Here is a 17,429-nt window from a genome sequence, read left to right as displayed (position 1 = left end):
TCGGGCGAGTGCGGAGTCAGAGCCAAAAATGAGGTTCTGGTGTGGGTGACGGCGATCGTCACCCACACCAGAAGGGACTGCTAGGGAGTACTAGTGCTTGAAGGCGCCCTGGTGTGCGACAAGGGTGCCGGCACCGTTGATGGTCGGATCGCCGACGTAGCCCAGCGGCAGGAAGCCGTAAGAGCTGATCTTGGCCTTGGCAGCCGTGGTGTTCAGTCGGCTCTTCAGCACGGTGGTGGTGAGGGTGCTGTTTGCGGTGTAGTCGCTGGTGGCAACCACGCTGTAAGTATCGCGAGCGAAGGTGCCGACCGCGGTGGAGGGCTCGGTGCTAGCGGATCCGTAGAGAGTTCCCGGCTTGAGTGAGGGAGCGGTTCCGGTGGTGGGGTCCAGGATGGTGCCGCCGTTGTTCACCGAGGCGAGCAGCTCGTCTGAGCTCACCGTGTTGCTGGTCACGCCGTTCTTCTGCGCGATGAACTGCGCTGCGGAGAAGGGAATGAGGTCGCCGTTAGCGGTCAGTTGGCTGCCATCGTTCTCTGCGCCGACGGTGGTGACGCAGCTACCCGGGGTGCTGACGCCGATAGCGGACAGGAAGAACTTGCGGGTACCCGAGCTGGCCTGGGGAAGCTTGGGGTTGACGGTCACCGTGCTGCTGCCAACGGTGACGGTGTTAGCACCGGCAACGCAGTTGTAGATATTGGCGAGCTGGCTCGCGGTGACCACGAAGGCGCCGGTCGAAGAGGTCTTCACCAAAACGCTCACCGCATCGCGGAAAGCCGGCAGGTAGGTCAGTGCGGAGCCGTCTTTGGTCGGGCCTGAGGAGGTGCGAGCGAACTGCAGCTTGCCCGCGATGTTAACGTTGCCGCCCGGTCCGGGGTAACCGTTACCCGCGGTAGCAGCCCAAGCGGTATCTGCCGAAGCACTGAGGGCCTTGACGCCGTCGCCAGAGCCAGCGGGCCGATTGATGGTCACTCCGTTGAAGCTGATGGTGCTGCTGCCGAAGGCGTCATAAGAAGCGACGTTCGGGTTGGCGGCTCCGGTTCCATTGGACAGGCCGTTCCAGACATCCTGGATGGTGTCCGAGCCGGTGGCCGTGTAGGTGCGGTCTCCGGCCGGGCTGGGATCAGCGATAGCAGCTGAGGAGGTGGCCAGGCCGAGTGCGAGGACGCCGATTGCTGCGGCACCGCTGAGGGAGAGAACTGACTTTTTCATTCTTGGAAAGGCTCCTTGATAGAATGTTTTGTTACTACAGTTGCCGATTACACCTGTAGTTGTGGTCCGCCCCGGTGCTGTCGGGGCGGACCCTCCTTCTCGAGGCGCAAGTCAAACGCGCTCCTGAAGGAAGTCTGAAAGATTGCTGACTTTGTGCTGTGCAACCAAGTTCAATTCTGCTGATCAGCATTCCGGTTGCGTTGACGCAAACAATAAGCAGCTTTGGCCGTTCGGTGAACATTGGGTGAATCGATCCGCGAGGCTTGCGGTCTAGCGTCGCAGGCCCGCAGCGTGCGCGCTCTCCGGCAGCCGGGCTGTCTCGAGCGCCAGCAGGGCGCTCTTGAGAGCCTTGTCCCTGTCCCGTTCCATTCTGAACCAACGGGCCCCCATCACCTGCGGGCGGGCATCCGATGCGGCGAGCCAGGTATGAGTGCCCTGATCGGCGTCCACCACCGAACGATGTTCCCATCCCGGCGCCAGCTGCTGAGCTAGCTGCGCGTCTTCTTGGGCCGCGGAGAACTTCCTGAAAATCGCGGCGCTGCGAGCTAGCTCTCGATTATTCGAGGTGAGCAGGCGCCAGACGAAAATATGGTCTTCCTGGTCGAAGCCGTCGCCTCGCTCCAGGGCTTCACCGCAGTGCTGCTCGCCCAGAACCCTGTCTCGATGCAGCAGCCAGCTATGCAGCACCGGATCCCGGGCGCTATTGAAGGAGGCCACCATGAGGCGCACCACAGACATTAAAGGCCTCCCGGCCATACGAGTTGATTTAGCCACGTCTTAAAAACAAAGCCACCCCCAAGGCTTGCTTTGATCCTTGGGGGTTTGGCTGAAATCCGGCTCAGCAATACATGAAGAAGAGGTGGCTAGGCGGTGAACTTTAGTTGAGGTGGGCTGGTTGCCCGGCGGCAGCTCAGTCGGGCAGCCGGGTGCCGGTGAGTTCTTCGGCTGCTTTCCAGAGTCTGCGTGCCACCTCATCATCGCGCATTCTGCGATTCAAGCTGGCCGGACCGGTGGGGCCGACCAGGCCGAAGCGGCCAACCGGGCCGTAGTAGCCCTTGGAGATCGCGTCTGGGCTGGTGGCTGCGTAGAGCAAGGGCTCGGTGCCTTGTTCCGGCTGCTGGGAGGGCAGTAGGTTGTCCAGGAGACTCTTCTGCCGGGGAGTCTGCCTGCCCAAGCTGGCGCCTGCGGTCTGCAAATTGGTCTGGGTGTAACCGGGGTGGGCAGCGTTGCTGATCAGTGTCCAATCCCGTTCCAGAGACACCTCGGCTAAGGTCCTGGAGAGCATCAGATCGGCGAGTTTCGACTGTGCATACGCCGCAACTCGACGGTATCTGCGTGACCAATTCAGGTCGTCGAAATGAATTCTGCCGAAGTTCGCCATTCCGCTGCTCATGGTCGTCACTCGCGGAGCTCTGGCTTTCAATAGCAAGGGGAGCAGCCTGTTGGTCAAGGCGAAAGGGCCGAGGAAATTACTGCCGAACTGCAACTCGAAGCCGTCTTTGGTCTCAATTCTGGACGGCGGGGTCATCACCCCGGCGTTATTCACCAGGACGTCAAGCGGAGTGCCTTCGGCGAGCAGGCCTTCGGCAAAATCCTGAACGCTGCCCAGATCCGCCAGATCGATTCGCCGAATCTCCAATGCGGCCCCGGGGTGGGCAGTGAGAATCTCCTGCTTTGCGGTCTCGCCCTTTTCAACGGAGCGCACCGCCATGATCACTTTCGCCCCGGCGCCGGCCAGCCGTTGGGTGGCTTCTTTGCCAGTGCCGGAGTTGGCTCCGGTGACCACGATCAGCTTGCCGCTCTGGTCTGGAACTTGATACATCGGTGCTCCTTCTAATTGCATCTAACTGGTTGGTTGATAACCATTGAAAACCCTCTGTGATTGATTGTCAACTAACTGGTTGGTAATATATTTCCATGGCACGTGATGCACAGGCAACCAAAAAGCGTCTGCTCGTTGCGGCATCCGAGGAATTCGCCGAACGCGGCATTGCGGGAGCGCGAGTTGACCGGATCGCCGCGCTGGCGGGTTCCAATAAGGCACAGATCTACACCTACTTCGGTTCCAAGGACGCACTTTTCGACGCCGTCTTCGATGAGATGGTGACTTCCACCGTGGAAGAAGTACCGATCGACCCCCAGGACCTGCCGGGTTATGCGGGCAGGCTCTTTGACTATGCTCTGGAGCATCCGCAGCAATTCCGGCTCATCTTATGGGATCAGCTGGAACGGCAGGGCAAAGGCGTTCGAAGTGCTGAGGTGCAAGAAGCTTCGAGCCGTAAAAGCCTGCTGATCAGCGCTGCGCAAGCGGAGGGTACGATTGCCCGGCACGTTCCGGCTGAGCTCCTGCACCAGGCCGTGAGTATTCTGAGCACCCAGGCTGCCTTCCAGTTCAGTGCTGGATTCAGCGCGGAATCCAGTCCGGAGCAGCGTGCTCAGCTCAGGGAATCAGTGGTTTCGGTGGCCCGTTTGCTCAGCAAGCCCTGATCGGACTTGTCTTGGAGTGCACTCCAAGTCGTAGCCTGAGGGAGTGGCACGACATGCGAAAGGACGGCCAATGAAAACGATCAAGCTTGGTTCAACCGGACTCGAGGTCTCTCGCTTAGGCCTGGGTTGTATGGGAATGAGCGCCTTCTATACCGGCAGCGGTCAGGACGACGCCGGTGCCATTAAGACCATTCACCGCGCCTTCGACCTAGGGGTCACCTTCTATGACACCGCGGAGATGTATGGCCCCTACACCAATGAGGAACTACTTGGCCAGGCCGTTGCTGACCGGCGTGATCAGGTGGTGCTGGCGAGCAAATTCGGCAATATAGACCATTCCAAAGGAGGGGTACGAGGGCTCAACGGCAGCCCGGCCAACCTCAGAGTGGCGGTGGAGGGATCACTTAAGCGCCTGGGCACCGACTACATCGATCTTTACTACCAGCACAGGATGGATCCTGGGATTCCGATCGAGGAAACCGTCGGGGAGTTCGTCAAGCTGATCGAAGAAGGCAAGATCCGGGGCTATGGTCTGTCCGAAGCGGCTCCGGCCACAATCCGCCGGGCGCACGCGGTGCATCCGGTGACCGCGCTGCAAACCGAGTATTCACTGTGGAGCAGGGATCCGGAAGCCGAGATTCTGCCGACGACCCGTGAACTCGGTATTGGCTTCGTGCCCTATTCACCCTTGGGCCGAGGTTTTCTGACCGGCGCGATCCGCTCGCTGGACCAGCTCGACGTCTCGGATTTCCGGCGTCAGAATCCGCGCTTTGCCGGGGAGAATCTGGAGGCCAATATCCGGCTGGTGGAACGAGTGGATGCGGTGGCCGCAGCGGCTGAAGCCAGCGCCGCGCAGGTCGCCTTGGCTTGGTTGCTCGCGCAAGGGGACGATATTGCGCCGATCCCGGGCACTAAGCGAATCAGTTATCTGGAGGACAACCTGGGAGCTGATCAACTGGTGCTCACCGAGGCTCAGTTGGCTGACCTCGGCTCGTTGCCGACTCCAGCCGGGGAACGCTATACCGCGGAGGGTATGGCCGGGCTCAATAAATAGCCCTGGGTCTGAGTGAAACTCCCAACGAAGAGGCGGTGCCACCCCGCAGGGGTGGCACCGCCTCTTTACTCGCTGGAGACCGTAGCTTTAGACGACGTTGAACTCATCGGGGTTCGGGCCGATCCGCCCGCCCTTATCGAGTGCTTCAATCGTGGCCAGCTCGGCGTCGCTCAATTCGAAATCGAAGACATCGATATTGGCTGCGATTCGCTCCGGAGTCACCGACTTCGGAATGACGATGCTGCCGATCTGGATATGCCAGCGAATGATCACCTGTGCGGTGCTTTTGCCATGGGCTTCGGCGATAGCCGTCAATGACGCATCGCCCAACAGCTCTCCGCCTTGCGCCAGCGGGCTCCAGTCCTCGGTGTGAATACCGTGAGCGGCATGGAACGCACGCAACTCCCGCTGCTGCAGATTGGGGTGCAGCTCGATCTGATTGACCGCGGGCACGGTGCCGCCCAGATCGATCAGGCGCTGCAGATGGCTCTGCTGGAAATTGGAAACCCCAATGGCCTTGGCCCGGCCCGAGGCATAGATCTCTTCAAAAGCGCGCCAGGTGTCCAGGTAGCTGTCCTTCTCCGGGACCGGCCAGTGGATCAGATAAAGATCGACGTAGTCCAAGCCGAGCTTTTCCAAGCTGGCGTCGAAGGCGGCCAAGGTCTTCTCATAGCCCTGCTCCGCGTTCCACAGCTTCGTGGTGATGAACAGTTCGGAACGATCGGCTTCTCCGGTGGCCAGGAATTCCTTGATGGCCTTCCCCACCCCCGCTTCATTGCCGTAGATGGCTGCGGTGTCGATGCTGCGGTAGCCGGACTTCAGCGCGCTTGCGACGGCGGCCGTCGCTTCGTCGTCGGGCACTTGCCACACGCCGAGGCCGAGCTGCGGCATGCTGTTGCCGTTATTGAGGGTCACGTTAGGAACGTTGACGGTCACAGGGATCTCCTTGAGTTGGTTACTTCTGCGGCAACCGGCCGCATGGGTGAGTTATTCCTGGTGGAAGTGATGTGCGATTTACAGCCACTTTTTCTTTTTGAAGATCAGGTACATGCCGGCCGAAACTAGGATCATCAGCGCTATCGCATAGGGATAGCCCCATTCCCAGGTCAGCTCCGGCATCACCTCGAAATTCATCCCGTAGACACCGGCCACGAAGCTGGGGGCGAAGAGGATAGCGGCCCAGGAGGAGATCTTCTTAATCTCCTCATTCTGTGCCGCGCTCGCTTGATTCTGCCGGTTCGTGGTGAGCGTGCTATCGACGATGAGCGCGTTCTGTAGCAGAGCACGGAAGGCGTCGGCGCGGCCCGAGAGCCGGGTGACATGATCTTCGACATCCCGCAGATTACGCTGCAGTTCGATATCGACGTCGTACTTTTCGAAGCCTTTGTGCAGCGAAGCCATAACGCCCAGCAGCGGATGCAGTGCGCGCTGGAACTGGATCACCTCGCGGGAAAGCTTGTAAATGCGCTCCGAGACGTGAGAGTCACCCGCGAAGAGTTGATCCTCGATCTCATCGATATCGTTTTCCAGGCCAGCTGCCACCGGGCCGTAATCGTCCACTACCTGATCCAGGATGGCGTAGAGCACGGCTTCCGGGCCGAGAGCCAGCAGCGCTGGATTGGCTTCCATTCGTTGCCGAACCTTGGCGACCACGGGCGTCTCCGCGTGTCGAATGGTGATCACGAAATTCTTACCGGTGAAGACGTGGAGTTCACCGAACTCGACTTCTTCTGTTTCGTCGAGATAGCGCGCTGGAAGCAGCACAGTGAAGAGGTTGTGGTCGTACCGTTCGATCTTGGGGCGCTGGTGGGCGGAGACGGCGTCCTCGACCGCGAGCTCATGTAGATCGAATTCAGCGCCGATCGAAGCCATCTCTTCGGCGCTCGGGCGGTAGAGGCCGATCCAGGCCATACCTCCGCGTTCGGTCAGGGTTTCGTAGGTCTGCTGCAGGCTGCTCGGGTCGGGGGTGCGCTTGCCCTGCACATAGATGGCATTGTCGATAACGGTCACAGATTCATTATCAGGGTTCAGGTGTGAGGGAAGCCACTTGTGGTCTCCCTCACAATTGCAAAGAAACGTTTGCAAAGAAATCTTTGCAATGCTAGAGTGGTCCTATGAGCGAGATAGAACACCAAGAGACCGAGGCGGCTGATTCAGTTGCCCGTGATCTGGATGTCAGCTCGCTCAAGGCTCTGGCTCATCCGATGAGAGTGCAGATCCTGGACAGCTTGACTCGTTATGGAGCGCAGACCGCTAGCAGCTTGGGGGAGTTGCTCGGTGAGTCCAGTGGTTCGACGAGTTATCACTTGAGGCAGTTGGAGAAGCATGATTTCGTCCGCTGCATCGAGGGTAAAGGCACTGCTCGGGAACGCTGGTGGGAGCGTTCTCCGGGCCGGCTCAGCTTCGGTGGACGGGAACAGTACCGCAATCCGGAGACGGCCGAAGCGGTGCGAATTATCAACCGTGAGTTCATCAGTAATCGTGCCGCCTATTTAGAGGATTATCTGAGCCGGGGAGATGAAGTGCTCACCGATGAATGGATCGATGCAGGTGCACTGAGCACCATCACGGTTCAGATGACCGCCGAACAGCTCGCTGATTTCAACCAGAAGATCGATGACTACGCCCAGCGACTGGTGAACGAGATCAAAGGCCGAGGGGAACTCCCTGAGCAGCGAGCCGTGCAAGTGCACATCGACGCCTTCCCGATCCTGGATTCCAGGCTAGACAAAGACCAACCCGATACCGCATCGAAGGAATGACCATGAACACCTCAGAAGAACGTGTACCCCGTAACCGCCGTAACATGATCGCTGCGCTCGTCAGCCACGCTGGAGTTGCTTTGCAGGAGTGGGCTGATCGCCGAGATCGCTCGCACATCAGCAATACCATCTACCGGGAGCGCGTCGACCAGGAGACCGAGCTGCACCGCACGCTGCTCAAGCACAACGCGATGCGCTAAAACGCAGAACTATCCGGCCAACGGCCCGGAGTACCCCGGTATCCGTTCGAAGACCAGGGTGGTCTCGGTATGGCCAACCACGGGATCAGTGGTGAGATTGTCCAGTACCCAATCACGCAGGGTGTCAGTATTGGCCACCGCGATATGCAGCAGATAATCCACCGATCCGGAGGTGTGGAAAGTGGTCAGCACTTCCGGTAGCTGAGGCACCGTCGAGGTGAAACGATCGATCTCCACCCGATCATGGGCTTTGAGTTGCACAGCGACCAAGGCCTGTACAGCCCGGCCGACCGCCGACATACTCACCGAGGCCTGAAAACCCACCAGGATCCCGCGTTCCTGCAACGAACGAGTCCTGGTCAGCGCGGTTGACGGCGCAATGCCGACGGCATCAGCCAGATCCCGGTTAGTGATCCGGGCGTCCTGCAGCAACAGGTCGATGATCTTGCGGTCGATGATATCCAGACCGTGTGGTTCAAGTGCTTGAGTCACGGTCTCACTATAGACGTTCCGGCATCGTACAAGGCGAAGGAATCTCTAAGAATTCTTGGCCGGAGCCTGCTCCGAACTCTCCCGCCGGGGCTTCCAAGCGACCAAGCCAGCCAGCCGATTCATCCGGCCAATTCCGCCAATAAATCCGCCAGCGGTGCGGAACGTGCCTTGCGGAAAGCCGTTCCAGCCCAGAGATTCACCCCGTGCGGATCTGCCGCTCTGGCTGCGGCGGCTCGCAACGGGCTCGTCAGATGATGGATCTGGGGATAACCCTGCGGTGCATCCTGATGTTCCCGGAGGAATCTGTTCTCCAAGCCCCTCGCCCAACGCCCGCTGAAAGCGCGGGTGCGCGCGGTGCGAGTGAAGCCCGGATCGCTGAGCGCTGTTCGGTGCACTTCGCGAGTGCCCGCCTCATGCGCTCGCAGGAAGGCAGTGCCGAGTTGCACCGCCGTCGCACCCTTTTGCAGGGCTTGAGCTATTCCAGCGCGATCGCCGAGACCTCCTGCGGCGATCAGTGGCAGTGAGCTCGCCTGCCTGATGCTGCCCAGCAGCTCATGGAGGCTTCCGGTCCAGGGCCGTTCATCAAGATGCAGGAAGGCTGCCGAGTGCCCGCCCGCATGAGGGTGCTGCACAATCAAGGCATCGACTCCGCGCGCTGTCGCCGCAGAAGCCTCTTCCGCCGTCGTCACGGTGGCTAGCAAGGTACTGCCTTGGCGGTGCAGCTCTTTCACGATGCCCGCTGATGGCAGTCCGAAGGTGAAACTCAGATAGGCTACTGGCCGCTCGATCAGGAGTTCTATCTTGGCCTCCCAATCGTCGTTATCCGCTGTTGGCGGCACCTCCGGAAGCTCTATTCCATACCTGATCGCTTCGCTGCTCAGTTCTTGCCGGTAAGCCAGCAGCGCGGCCTGATCTGCTGCGCGATCATCGGGCACGAAAATATTCACCCCGAAATCGCTCGACTCGATGTGAACCGCGGTGATCTGCTGGGCGAGCTCCACGGCCGTTTGATACCCCGCCGCCAGAAAAGCCAGGGTGTCTTGCTGAGCCGCTGCGATCACCAATTCGGGGCTGCTCGGGCCACCTGCCATGGGCGCCACGATCAAGGGTGAACTGAACATTGTGATTCCTCCAACTATCCTTAGGGACGTGAGTTCAACTCCTGAATCCCCCTCGACCCCTGTGGAAACCATCATCGGCCTTGATATCGGTGGTAGTAAAACCCGTGGCATCCTCTGGCGCAATGGGGAGGTGCTCGCTGATCGAGAAACCGGTAGCGCAAACGTGCAGAACGTCAGCGTCCAGGAAGCCGCGGCGAATCTGAGCGCGCTCTTCGAAGGCTTCCCGGAGCTTCCCGTCGATCAGGTGTTCGCCGGTGCCGGCGGCATCGATACCGAGGCAGATGCCGAGGCACTCGCCGCTCTGATCAGACCGAATGTTCCCGGTACACCGGTCACCGTGGTCCATGACACCAGGCTTTTACTGGCTGCAGGGCACGCCAGCACCGGAGTGGCGGTGATCGCGGGAACCGGTTCGGCGGCCTGGGGCATCAATCAGGACGGCGATCAGGCGCGAGCCGGCGGCTGGGGGTATCTACTGGGCGATGAGGGCAGTGGATACTGGTTCGGGCGTGAAGCGGTCAGGCACAGCCTGCACCGGATGAATCTGGGCCTCGAGCCGGACGTCCTGACTCAGGCTCTGTTGGAAAAATGCGAACTCAAAGAGCCCGGGGAACTCATCGCGCATTTCCACTCGGGCACCTCGCGCCGTTACTGGGCCGCTATGTCGCCATTGGTTTTCGATGCCGCACGAGTCGACCATCAAGCCAGTTTGCGGATGATCGCCCGGGCTGGGAAAGACCTTGCCGACCTCGCCGCGCAAGTGGCGCATCAACTCGACCTCGAGGGGCCGATCGTGCTCGGCTCCGGGTTGGGAATGCATCAGCCGCCCCTGCAAGAAGTCTTCCGGGAACAACTCGCGGCTCACGGCTTACACCAGGTCCGGGTACTCGATCAGGATCCCATCTTCGGAGTGCTGGACCTCGCCCTGCAAAGCCGTAAGGCTTAGCCGTGCTGTTTAGTTGCGCTGCTTAGCCGGACTGTTTAGCCGCGTCTGCGCGGAGTCAGCCTGACATTGGGCAGCGGCGGGGCCGGGATTCTCCCGGCTTCCGCTCCCGCCTCCGGGCCGTGCCCGGCGACGGCGGGAAATCTGCCGGACTGAGCTTCCCAGTCCTGGCGGGCGGCTTCGATGTCTTCCTGACTGCGGGCCACGAAGTTCCACCACATCACGAGTTCTTCGGTGAAGGGCTCGCCGCCGATCAACACGAAGCGACTGCCGGTCTCCGCCTCGAGTGATAGCTCGTGCCGACCCGCGCCGAGAAAGGCCAGTGGCCCGGGGGCGATGTCCTGGCCGTCGATCCGCAAGGAACCGTCCAGCACCAACAAGGCGTGCTCGAAACTGGGTTCAAGGGGAAGCATATTGACGCCGTCCGTGGTCGCCGAGATCTCCGCGCCCACCAGCGGGGAGAACGTAGTTGCCGGAGAGCGATGACCGGCCAGTTCCCCCAGCAGCACTCTGATCCTGAGACCGCCGCTATCGAAATCCGGAAGCTCGCGATGCTGCTCGAAAGCAGGCTCGTCATGCCTTGAACTCTCTGGGAGCGCCACCCAGAACTGCAGACCTCGCATCGGTTCGGCACTGGAAGAATCCTCCAGCCAGGAGAATTCACTGTGCGCTATACCGTTTCCTGCGGTCATCAGATTGAGTTCGCCTGGCCTGACCAGAACATCCGAGCCGAGTGAATCCCGGTGCCGGATTACCCCGGAAAGCGGCCAGGTGACGGTTTGCAAGCCGATATGCGGGTGCGGCAGCACCGACATCTCGGGCTCTGCCGGGCCGAAACTGTCCAGAAAGCACCAGGCGCCGACGGTGGGCAGGCCCCGTTGCGGCAAAGTCCTCGATACTGAGACGCCGCGGACCCCGCCGAGTGGCACCTCGCGCGCGGGCCAGAGCTGAACGCAAGGGCCATGCGCCGTCGCGGCCGGGCAGGTGATGGTTTCGGGATTTTCCTCCGCATTGCTCACCGCTTAACCGTCACACGCTTGGCGGGTGGTGGCAAACCTCCTCGTCATGTATTCAACCTCGGCACTGCCGTTCTCGAGGAGTTGATCGCCGATGGCCCTTACTGCATCAGACCCGCGAAAAAGTCTGTTCTCCTTGATCCAGCGGGCCAACGACAACCACGAAGCCATCGAGATTCTCTCCAAAATTGGCACGTCAATGACCGGGCCCAGCTCAGACGAATCAACGAGGAGCACCGGTGGGGTGACGCCGTCGAGGTGGACCGGCTGGTGAATATCGCTGCTCGTGACGAGCATTGATCTCGGAAATCGGCGGGGTTTTATCCGCGGATGAATTGCCCGGAGCGTTTCACTTGTCATGACAAGGCCGGCACTCGCCGTCCTCTAGGCTGGGAGCATGCCTCTGAGTTTCGATACCCGGCCAGCCGCTTACGCCGTCATCGTCAAAGATCATCAGATTCTGCTGGCTTACTGGTCGGAGAACGGTCAGGAAGGCTGGACGATGCCCGGGGGAGGGCTGGACCTTGGCGAGCATCCGGTGGACGGAGCGATCAGGGAAGTCTTCGAAGAGACCGGATACCACGCCAGGGTCACCCGGATGCTGGGCATTGATGTGATGTTCTGGCCAACGGACGAGAGGGCAGAGGCTTCAGCGGCTTCGGAAAAACCTTTTGAATCTTTGCGCTTCCTCTATCAGGCAAGTATCACCGGCGGTGAGCTGACAGCGGAGCAGGACGGCACCACGACGCACGCGGCGTGGATCCCGCTGGAGGAAGTGGCTTCTCTCAACCGAGTTTCCCTGGTTGACATAGCGATCAAGCTCTGGTTGCAAAAACCCGATGATGGAAAGCTGCTCGATTTCCGGCTATGATTTCTTCAACCGTGATCGAAGGAGGTGAAGACGATGACTTTATTCAGCGTGTGCGCATGCACCCAGAACTCATCCCCGTCATATTCTTCTGCCTCGATCACTACGCGCCATTAAGGCTGCGCACTGCGGGGCATGACCCCGAGGTTTAATAATGAATTCTTCGTCCTCTGACGAGCTTCTTTCCTATGGCTTTACACCCCGTATCGCTGAGCTTTATCGTCATTTTCCGCAGCTGGAGCCCGCCAGAGTGGTCCGGGTGGATCGCTCCCATCTGCAGATCATCACCGCTCGAGGCCTGATGCTGGTCAAACCAGCATTTTCCTGTGCCACTGGCGATTGGCTTGGTCTCAAGCAAGCCGAATCGGGGGAGATCGTCATCGATCTTGTGCTGCCCCGCTCTTCACAGTTGGTTCGCAAGGCGGCTTTTGACCAATCCACTGAGTCGCAGGTATTGGCTGCGAACGTGGATCTGATCGGCGTCGTGGTGCCGATCGACCGGCCGCATTCTCCAGGACGTCTGGAGCGCATGCTGGTGGCCGCCTGGGATTCAGGGGCCACTCCTGTGGTGATCCTGACCAAAGCGGATCTGGCGGACGGCATCAATGGCAATCAGGACGTCGTCTCCGCAGTGCTCGAGCAGGCCGCGGGGGTTCAAGTGATCACCACCAGCGCGGAGCACGGCGACGGAATAGAGGCTCTGCGGCAGCAGATCCCAGCCGGCGCCACTTTGACCTTTCTGGGACCTTCAGGGGCGGGGAAGTCGAGCCTGATCAATGCCCTGATCGGAACCCGGGTACAGGACACCGGAGCAGTCCGAGAGGGTGACTTCAAGGGTAAGCACACCACCACTTCGAGAGAACTGCTGCCGCTGCCAGGCGGTGGGGTGCTGATGGACTCCCCGGGAGTTCGCGGTTTTGAGGTGGTGGACGCCGGAGAAGGAGTCACTAAGGTCTTCGGCGATATTGAAATGCTTTTCGAGAACTGCCGCTTCAGGGACTGCCAACACCGCTATGAACCCGATTGCGCCGTGCAGCAGGCGTTAGCCGAAGGCGCACTGGAACTGCGTCGTTGGGAGAGCTATCAGAAAATGCAACGGGAAATGGCGCGGCTGACGAAGCGAAAGGACGTCGCTCAGCAGCGGGGTGAATCAAGGGCTGCGGGCAGAGCGTATCGATCCTTCAAGAAGATTCAAGGCACCCGAGGCTAGAACTTCAGTTGAGCAACGCCGTAGCAGCGGCGGTGCTGTTCTCGCTGGGGCTCAGCGAGAACAGCACCGCTCTGCCGCTAACGGCGCAGTACGGTGAGCACTGTGTTGGCAACGGCCTGTGATTGCTGGCCGATGGCCCGGACTTGGTACTCGCCGGGAGCGGTCCGGAACGGGATGGTAATCGACAGCGGCCAGCCGTATTGTGACTGCGGTGTGAAGCTGACGGTCTTCAGCGGCGTCAGACCCGCGGGACCACTGAGGCTGAGAGTCACCTTTTCTCCCGGAGGGAAGCCCTTGAGCGTGACACGGGTTGAGCTTCCAGCCTTCACCTTGTCGGGCTGCAGGCTCACGCTGGCGGAATTCACTACGAAAGTCGCGTCGCACTGTTTGAGGATCGCGGTATTCGAAGCTTTGAGTCGAGCGATATCGATTTTCGTCACTCTCCGGTCGTACGTCATCAGACCATTGATCTCGCGCTCCACATCGGTGGTCTGAGTGTAGACGCTGCCAGACATATAGCACTTCGGCGAGTTGTAATCGAGCAATGACTTATTGTTCGCCTCAATACTCGCGGTGATATCCGTCGCCAGGCTGTAGATCACCCGGAGGTTTTCCCAGGAGTGACCCGGAACATAATAGGAGTATCCGCCGTGCTCGCCATCCATGAAGGCGCGCCGATCGTCCGGGCGGCCCAGAGCCGGCCCCGAGTACTCATGCCGGTCGACAAGTTCACCAGCATTGATGGGGTTCCCCTTGCCGTCCCCGATGAAGCCGATGTCGGTGCGACCAGCCACGTTCTGCCCGGTGTGCGGCAGGATCAACCGACTCGGATCCCAGCTCGCTATGATGCGCACCATATCGGCTGCCTCTGCGTTCGGTGGCGTACCCCAACCCTCATTGAAGGGCACCCAGGTCACGATCGAGGGGAAGAAGGAGAGATCCTTCACCACGCGCTCAGCTTCAGCCAGATAACGGATCTTTGCCAGCGGGGTGAGGCTGTTGCCAGTGCGGGAGGTCGGCATGTCCTGGAGCACCAAGAGCCCTAGCGCGTCCGCATCGGCGTACCACAGATCGGGTTCGGTCTTGATGTGCTTGCGGATCATGTTGTATCCCATGTCCTTTTGCTGGCTCAGATCGAACTTGAGTGCCTCAGGGCTAGGCGCGGTGTATAGCCCATCGGGCCACCAGCCCTGGTCCAAGGTGCCGACCATGAAAGTGGGCTTGCCGTTGAGTTTCACCCGGGTGGTACCGCTGGGATCCTGTCCGACTTCGATCTTCCGCAAGGCGAAATAGGAGTGCACGGAATCGTTGCGAGTGCTGACCTTGAGCTGATAGAGATAAGGGTTCGACGGCGACCACAGCAAAGCGTTCGGCACCGGGATGGTGAGCTGCTGGCCGGTCTTGCCTTGAGCCTTGGCAATGAGCTTCCCCGCGCTGTCCAGCACCTCGACGCTGGCGTTGGTCGCCGTACCGGAGGCCGCAACGGTGAGTTGCACGGCGGCCTTGCTCAGGGCACCTGAGGTCTGCTCGAAGCTCAATTCAGGGGTGACCGCGAGATAATTCACCGCCTTCTCCGGACGCGGCTCCGCCCATACCGTCTGCCAGATTCCGGAAACGGTGGTGTAGTCGATGCCATTGGCAATTGTGTTTTGCTTTCCGACCTGCTGATCCTCGAGATCTGTGGTGTCCTCGACCTTGAGTACCAGTTCCTGAGGTCCGCGGCCCTTCAGATAATCGGTGACATCGACGCTGAAACCTGCGTAGCCCCCGACGTTATTGGGAGTCCCCGAGTGCAAGGGAGTGGTGTCCGGCATCGGTGTGCCGTTTTTGGTATAGGTGTCCGAAAGCTTGACTCGCTGACCATTGACGTAGATCCAGGTGGCGAAATCTACGGCGCCGAAATTGATGAAATAGCGATTTCCTTTGCCGATGCACCAGCTGGAATCAACGCTGAAGTTCTTCCGGTAGAGCGAGTAGTCATGGTGATCCGCGATCCGGGACAGTGCCGATTCCATCGGGTAGGGAACCACGATGGTGTCGTTGAGCTTCTGCGCGCTGGGCACGACTGCGTCCTTGCTGGTGGCCTGGAATTCCCAGATGCCGTTGAAGTTCGCCCACTGCTGGCGTTGCAACTGCGGCCGGGGGTAGGCATCTTTATAGGGCTTGTGGCTGCCGTTGAGCTGCGTCTCGCTCAGCTTGGAGACTTCTTCACCCCACGTCGAATACAGCGGCGCTGAGAAGTCTCCGATTCGGTTGACCGTAGTGCTGACCGGGCCGCTCAGGATCACGGTGAGCGCGATGCGGGGATTGACCGCGGCCGCCGTGGTGACTCGCAAGAGCGTGGAATCCTTAGGATCAGTGCTGATCGCGGTCACCGCGAGCGGATTCGCCGTGTCATTGCCGACGAGCACCTTGACATTGTCCTTGGTCAGGCTGCCGGGAACCGCTCCGTCCAGTCGAACCTGGATGGCTTTGCCCTGATCCAGAATGCGCAGCCGGTCATCATTGGAAATCGGGTAGCTGAAAGCGCTGTTTGGAACGCTCGAGTGCTGCTGGCTCGGGCTGGACCAATTCAGCACAAAGCGGTCGTTGCCGCCAGATTCGGTGACCGAGGCTCCGAAGGTGGCTTGGACGGCAACCGGCCGATGTGCGATCAGCCCGGAGATCTTCACCGGGTTCCCCGGCACGATGGTGACGCCGTTAATGGTCACCGATCCGCTTTGAGCATTGTTCGCCAGCAGTTCGAAGGTGTAGTCCTCTGAGTACTTCGGAGTGAGCAGGCCTGAGGCGCTGATGCTGCCGAGGTTGTTTCCCAAAGCCGCAAAGACCCCCGAGTTGGTCGGATAATTCAGATTCGCCGAATCAGCCAGTCCTTTGCTCCCGGTGCTGATCAGCAGACCGGGGGACTGCGAGGTCTCATTGCCGGTGAGTGCCTTCACCGTGACCTGGAAGCTGAACACCCGGGTCTCGAGCCCGAGTTTCAAGGTTGCCGTCAGAGTTGCTTTTGCATCGGCCTGGCCTACTGCGGGTCGATGAATAAAGCCCGAAGGCTCAACGACGGCGGGGTCGGAGCTCACCCAGGAGATGTCGCTGCCTCGCTCCGTGGTGGAAGGCAGGTTCATCGAGGTGGTCCGGACTACGGATGAGCCATAGGTATCCTTCAGTACCTTGAGATCTGCTTCCACGTTCTCACTTCCGTGATTGCTCATCAGGTTGGTTACTTCCGTCGCGCTCAACGAGCGATTGTAAATTCTGAAATCATCGATCCCTCCTTGCAGGGAAGGGTCCGGCCAGACGGCTTTGCCGAGATAATTTGCGTCGGTAAGCCCCATGTCCTTGGGAGTGGCCGAGAAGTTCTCGTTCGTCCCTACCAATCTGCCATCCAGGTAGAGCGCCGCTTTGGTGCCGCTCAGCGTGAAGGAGACATTCGACCAGACGCCGACCTTGAGATCGTCGGCGTGCGCAGCGGATACTCGTTGTTCGCTGCCGGTAGCTGTTTTGAGCACCACGCCCACCCCGGAACCAACGGGCTGATCCGCGCTGGAATGCATGATGAAATACGTCGTCGGGCTGCCGCTGGCGGGTTTCACCGCGGAGGTGAACAAGGTCTGCCAGCGGAGCAGCCGATCCGGTTTGACCCACATCGAGACTGAGAAGTCAGTCAAATTCGACATCAGATTGGACGGCAAGCCGACGTAGTCGTTATCACTGCCTTTGAGGCTCACAGCGTTTCCGCCGTCGACGCCCTTCCCCCAACTGCCATTGCCGATCAGGGTGCCGTTCGCGGGGCCGCCGGGAACGCTCTGGGCCACCGAGGTGCCCGCTGTCTCGTTCAGCGCATAACCGGCGAACAGACCATCGGTTTCGGCCGCTGAACTGGCCGGGGCGATCGCTAATCCGATCATTCCCAGCAGGGCCAGAGCGGCCGTGACTTTCGACGTCGTCCGGCTCACGGATGGCGGAAGGCCCCAGTTCTTTGGGCCGGCTTGCTTCGTGGCAGATGCGTGGTGGGAAAGTTTTTTTCTGAGGTGCATCTCAACATCCTTGGTGAGGTGAAAGTAACAAAA

At 60.1% G+C, this 17,429-nt stretch carries 17 protein-coding genes; 8 read left to right on the top strand and 9 right to left on the bottom strand.

The genetic code is table 11. The features are described 5' to 3' along the window. Nucleotides 1–90: 90 nt before the first annotated feature. The 3 genes from ABDK06_RS04320 to ABDK06_RS04310 all read right to left on the bottom strand — a co-directional run bounded on the left by ABDK06_RS04320 (nt 91) and on the right by ABDK06_RS04310 (nt 3,031). Nucleotides 91–1,209 (bottom strand): hypothetical protein, encoded by a 1,119-nt coding sequence (locus ABDK06_RS04320; protein WP_394939275.1) that lies wholly within the window; start codon nt 1,207–1,209, stop codon nt 91–93. A gap of 270 nt (nt 1,210–1,479) precedes the next feature. After that, a complete protein-coding gene (locus ABDK06_RS04315) occupies nt 1,480–1,947 on the bottom strand; it encodes a hypothetical protein (RefSeq protein WP_394939273.1) in 468 nt (155 codons plus the stop codon). A 172-nt stretch (nt 1,948–2,119) separates the two neighbouring features. After that, the gene (locus ABDK06_RS04310; protein WP_394939271.1) at nt 2,120–3,031 is read right to left on the bottom strand and encodes an SDR family oxidoreductase; all 912 of its coding nucleotides are present in this window, start codon (nt 3,029–3,031) and stop codon (nt 2,120–2,122) included. 95 nt (nt 3,032–3,126) lie between these two features. Between ABDK06_RS04310 and ABDK06_RS04305 the strand changes: the two genes are divergently transcribed. Together ABDK06_RS04305 and ABDK06_RS04300 are read left to right on the top strand one after the other, a co-directional pair. Continuing rightward, nucleotides 3,127–3,696 (top strand): TetR/AcrR family transcriptional regulator, encoded by a 570-nt coding sequence (locus tag ABDK06_RS04305; RefSeq protein ID WP_394939269.1) that lies wholly within the window; start codon nt 3,127–3,129, stop codon nt 3,694–3,696. A 70-nt stretch (nt 3,697–3,766) separates the two neighbouring features. Continuing rightward, complete coding sequence (locus ABDK06_RS04300; protein WP_394939266.1) at nt 3,767–4,750, top strand: aldo/keto reductase; 984 nt, start codon at nt 3,767–3,769, stop codon at nt 4,748–4,750. Nucleotides 4,751–4,837: 87 nt separating this feature from the next. Here ABDK06_RS04300 and ABDK06_RS04295 read toward each other — a convergent pair whose 3' ends face one another. Both ABDK06_RS04295 and corA read right to left on the bottom strand, forming a co-directional pair. Then, complete coding sequence (locus tag ABDK06_RS04295) at nt 4,838–5,641, bottom strand: aldo/keto reductase (protein WP_463401505.1); 804 nt, start codon at nt 5,639–5,641, stop codon at nt 4,838–4,840. Nucleotides 5,642–5,764: 123 nt separating this feature from the next. Next, nucleotides 5,765–6,760, bottom strand: a complete 996-nt coding sequence (corA, locus tag ABDK06_RS04290) for a magnesium/cobalt transporter CorA (protein ID WP_394939262.1) — start codon at nt 6,758–6,760, stop codon at nt 5,765–5,767. A 104-nt stretch (nt 6,761–6,864) separates the two neighbouring features. Between corA and ABDK06_RS04285 the strand changes: the two genes are divergently transcribed. Both ABDK06_RS04285 and ABDK06_RS04280 read left to right on the top strand, forming a co-directional pair. Continuing rightward, complete coding sequence (locus ABDK06_RS04285; protein ID WP_394939260.1) at nt 6,865–7,512, top strand: helix-turn-helix domain-containing protein; 648 nt, start codon at nt 6,865–6,867, stop codon at nt 7,510–7,512. 2 nt (nt 7,513–7,514) lie between these two features. After that, complete coding sequence (locus ABDK06_RS04280; RefSeq protein ID WP_394939258.1) at nt 7,515–7,712, top strand: hypothetical protein; 198 nt, start codon at nt 7,515–7,517, stop codon at nt 7,710–7,712. Nucleotides 7,713–7,721: 9 nt separating this feature from the next. Here the strand turns inward: ABDK06_RS04280 and ABDK06_RS04275 are convergent, their stop codons facing one another. Continuing rightward, on the bottom strand, nt 7,722–8,204 hold the full coding sequence (locus ABDK06_RS04275) for an Lrp/AsnC family transcriptional regulator (RefSeq protein WP_394939256.1): 483 nt from the start codon (nt 8,202–8,204) through the stop codon (nt 7,722–7,724). A gap of 119 nt (nt 8,205–8,323) precedes the next feature. Beyond that, the gene (locus ABDK06_RS04270) at nt 8,324–9,325 is read right to left on the bottom strand and encodes a nitronate monooxygenase (protein WP_394939254.1); all 1,002 of its coding nucleotides are present in this window, start codon (nt 9,323–9,325) and stop codon (nt 8,324–8,326) included. A gap of 28 nt (nt 9,326–9,353) precedes the next feature. On the opposite strand from ABDK06_RS04270, the gene ABDK06_RS04265 reads away from it, so the two are divergent. After that, complete coding sequence (locus ABDK06_RS04265) at nt 9,354–10,271, top strand: N-acetylglucosamine kinase (RefSeq protein WP_394939251.1); 918 nt, start codon at nt 9,354–9,356, stop codon at nt 10,269–10,271. A 35-nt stretch (nt 10,272–10,306) separates the two neighbouring features. Here the strand turns inward: ABDK06_RS04265 and ABDK06_RS04260 are convergent, their stop codons facing one another. Next, nucleotides 10,307–11,287 carry a pirin family protein gene (locus tag ABDK06_RS04260; RefSeq protein WP_394939249.1) on the bottom strand — a complete coding sequence of 327 codons (981 nt, stop codon included), beginning with the start codon at nt 11,285–11,287 and terminating at the stop codon, nt 10,307–10,309. A gap of 91 nt (nt 11,288–11,378) precedes the next feature. Here ABDK06_RS04260 and ABDK06_RS04255 point away from each other — a divergent pair, with 91 nt between their 5' ends. The 3 genes from ABDK06_RS04255 to rsgA all read left to right on the top strand — a co-directional run bounded on the left by ABDK06_RS04255 (nt 11,379) and on the right by rsgA (nt 13,362). Next, entirely contained in the window at nt 11,379–11,558 is a 180-nt protein-coding gene (locus ABDK06_RS04255) for a hypothetical protein (RefSeq protein WP_394939247.1), read from the top strand. A 123-nt stretch (nt 11,559–11,681) separates the two neighbouring features. After that, nucleotides 11,682–12,155, top strand: a complete 474-nt coding sequence (locus tag ABDK06_RS04250; protein WP_394939245.1) for an NUDIX hydrolase — start codon at nt 11,682–11,684, stop codon at nt 12,153–12,155. Nucleotides 12,156–12,306: 151 nt separating this feature from the next. Beyond that, nucleotides 12,307–13,362 (top strand): ribosome small subunit-dependent GTPase A, encoded by a 1,056-nt coding sequence (gene rsgA, locus ABDK06_RS04245; protein WP_394939243.1) that lies wholly within the window; start codon nt 12,307–12,309, stop codon nt 13,360–13,362. Between the two features lie 77 nt (nt 13,363–13,439). On the opposite strand, the gene ABDK06_RS04240 is transcribed toward rsgA, so the two are convergent. Continuing rightward, the gene (locus ABDK06_RS04240) at nt 13,440–17,396 is read right to left on the bottom strand and encodes a LamG-like jellyroll fold domain-containing protein (protein WP_394939241.1); all 3,957 of its coding nucleotides are present in this window, start codon (nt 17,394–17,396) and stop codon (nt 13,440–13,442) included. Nucleotides 17,397–17,429 lie beyond the last annotated feature (33 nt).

Origin of the sequence: Psychromicrobium ferritrahens (genome assembly GCF_043789415.1) — a bacterium.
GTDB lineage: Bacteria > Actinomycetota > Actinomycetes > Actinomycetales > Micrococcaceae > Renibacterium.
Note: the sequence above shows the minus strand (reverse complement) of the source record. Positions and strands in the feature narration are given on the sequence as shown.

Bases quoted from the DNA above. Each gene is read 5' to 3' on its own strand.
- ABDK06_RS04320 (WP_394939275.1), bottom strand. From the start codon at position 1,209: ATGAAAAAGTCAGTTCTCTCCCTCAGCGGTGCCGCAGCAATCGGCGTC.
- ABDK06_RS04315 (WP_394939273.1), bottom strand. From the start codon at position 1,947: ATGTCTGTGGTGCGCCTCATGGTGGCCTCCTTCAATAGCGCCCGGGAT.
- ABDK06_RS04310 (WP_394939271.1), bottom strand. From the start codon at position 3,031: ATGTATCAAGTTCCAGACCAGAGCGGCAAGCTGATCGTGGTCACCGGA.
- ABDK06_RS04305 (WP_394939269.1), top strand. From the start codon at position 3,127: ATGGCACGTGATGCACAGGCAACCAAAAAGCGTCTGCTCGTTGCGGCA.
- ABDK06_RS04300 (WP_394939266.1), top strand. From the start codon at position 3,767: ATGAAAACGATCAAGCTTGGTTCAACCGGACTCGAGGTCTCTCGCTTA.
- ABDK06_RS04295 (WP_463401505.1), bottom strand. From the start codon at position 5,641: ATGCCGCAGCTCGGCCTCGGCGTGTGGCAAGTGCCCGACGACGAAGCG.
- ABDK06_RS04285 (WP_394939260.1), top strand. From the start codon at position 6,865: ATGAGCGAGATAGAACACCAAGAGACCGAGGCGGCTGATTCAGTTGCC.
- ABDK06_RS04280 (WP_394939258.1), top strand. From the start codon at position 7,515: ATGAACACCTCAGAAGAACGTGTACCCCGTAACCGCCGTAACATGATC.
- ABDK06_RS04270 (WP_394939254.1), bottom strand. From the start codon at position 9,325: ATGTTCAGTTCACCCTTGATCGTGGCGCCCATGGCAGGTGGCCCGAGC.
- ABDK06_RS04255 (WP_394939247.1), top strand. From the start codon at position 11,379: ATGGCCCTTACTGCATCAGACCCGCGAAAAAGTCTGTTCTCCTTGATC.
- ABDK06_RS04250 (WP_394939245.1), top strand. From the start codon at position 11,682: ATGCCTCTGAGTTTCGATACCCGGCCAGCCGCTTACGCCGTCATCGTC.
- rsgA (WP_394939243.1), top strand. From the start codon at position 12,307: ATGAATTCTTCGTCCTCTGACGAGCTTCTTTCCTATGGCTTTACACCC.
- ABDK06_RS04240 (WP_394939241.1), bottom strand. From the start codon at position 17,396: ATGCACCTCAGAAAAAAACTTTCCCACCACGCATCTGCCACGAAGCAA.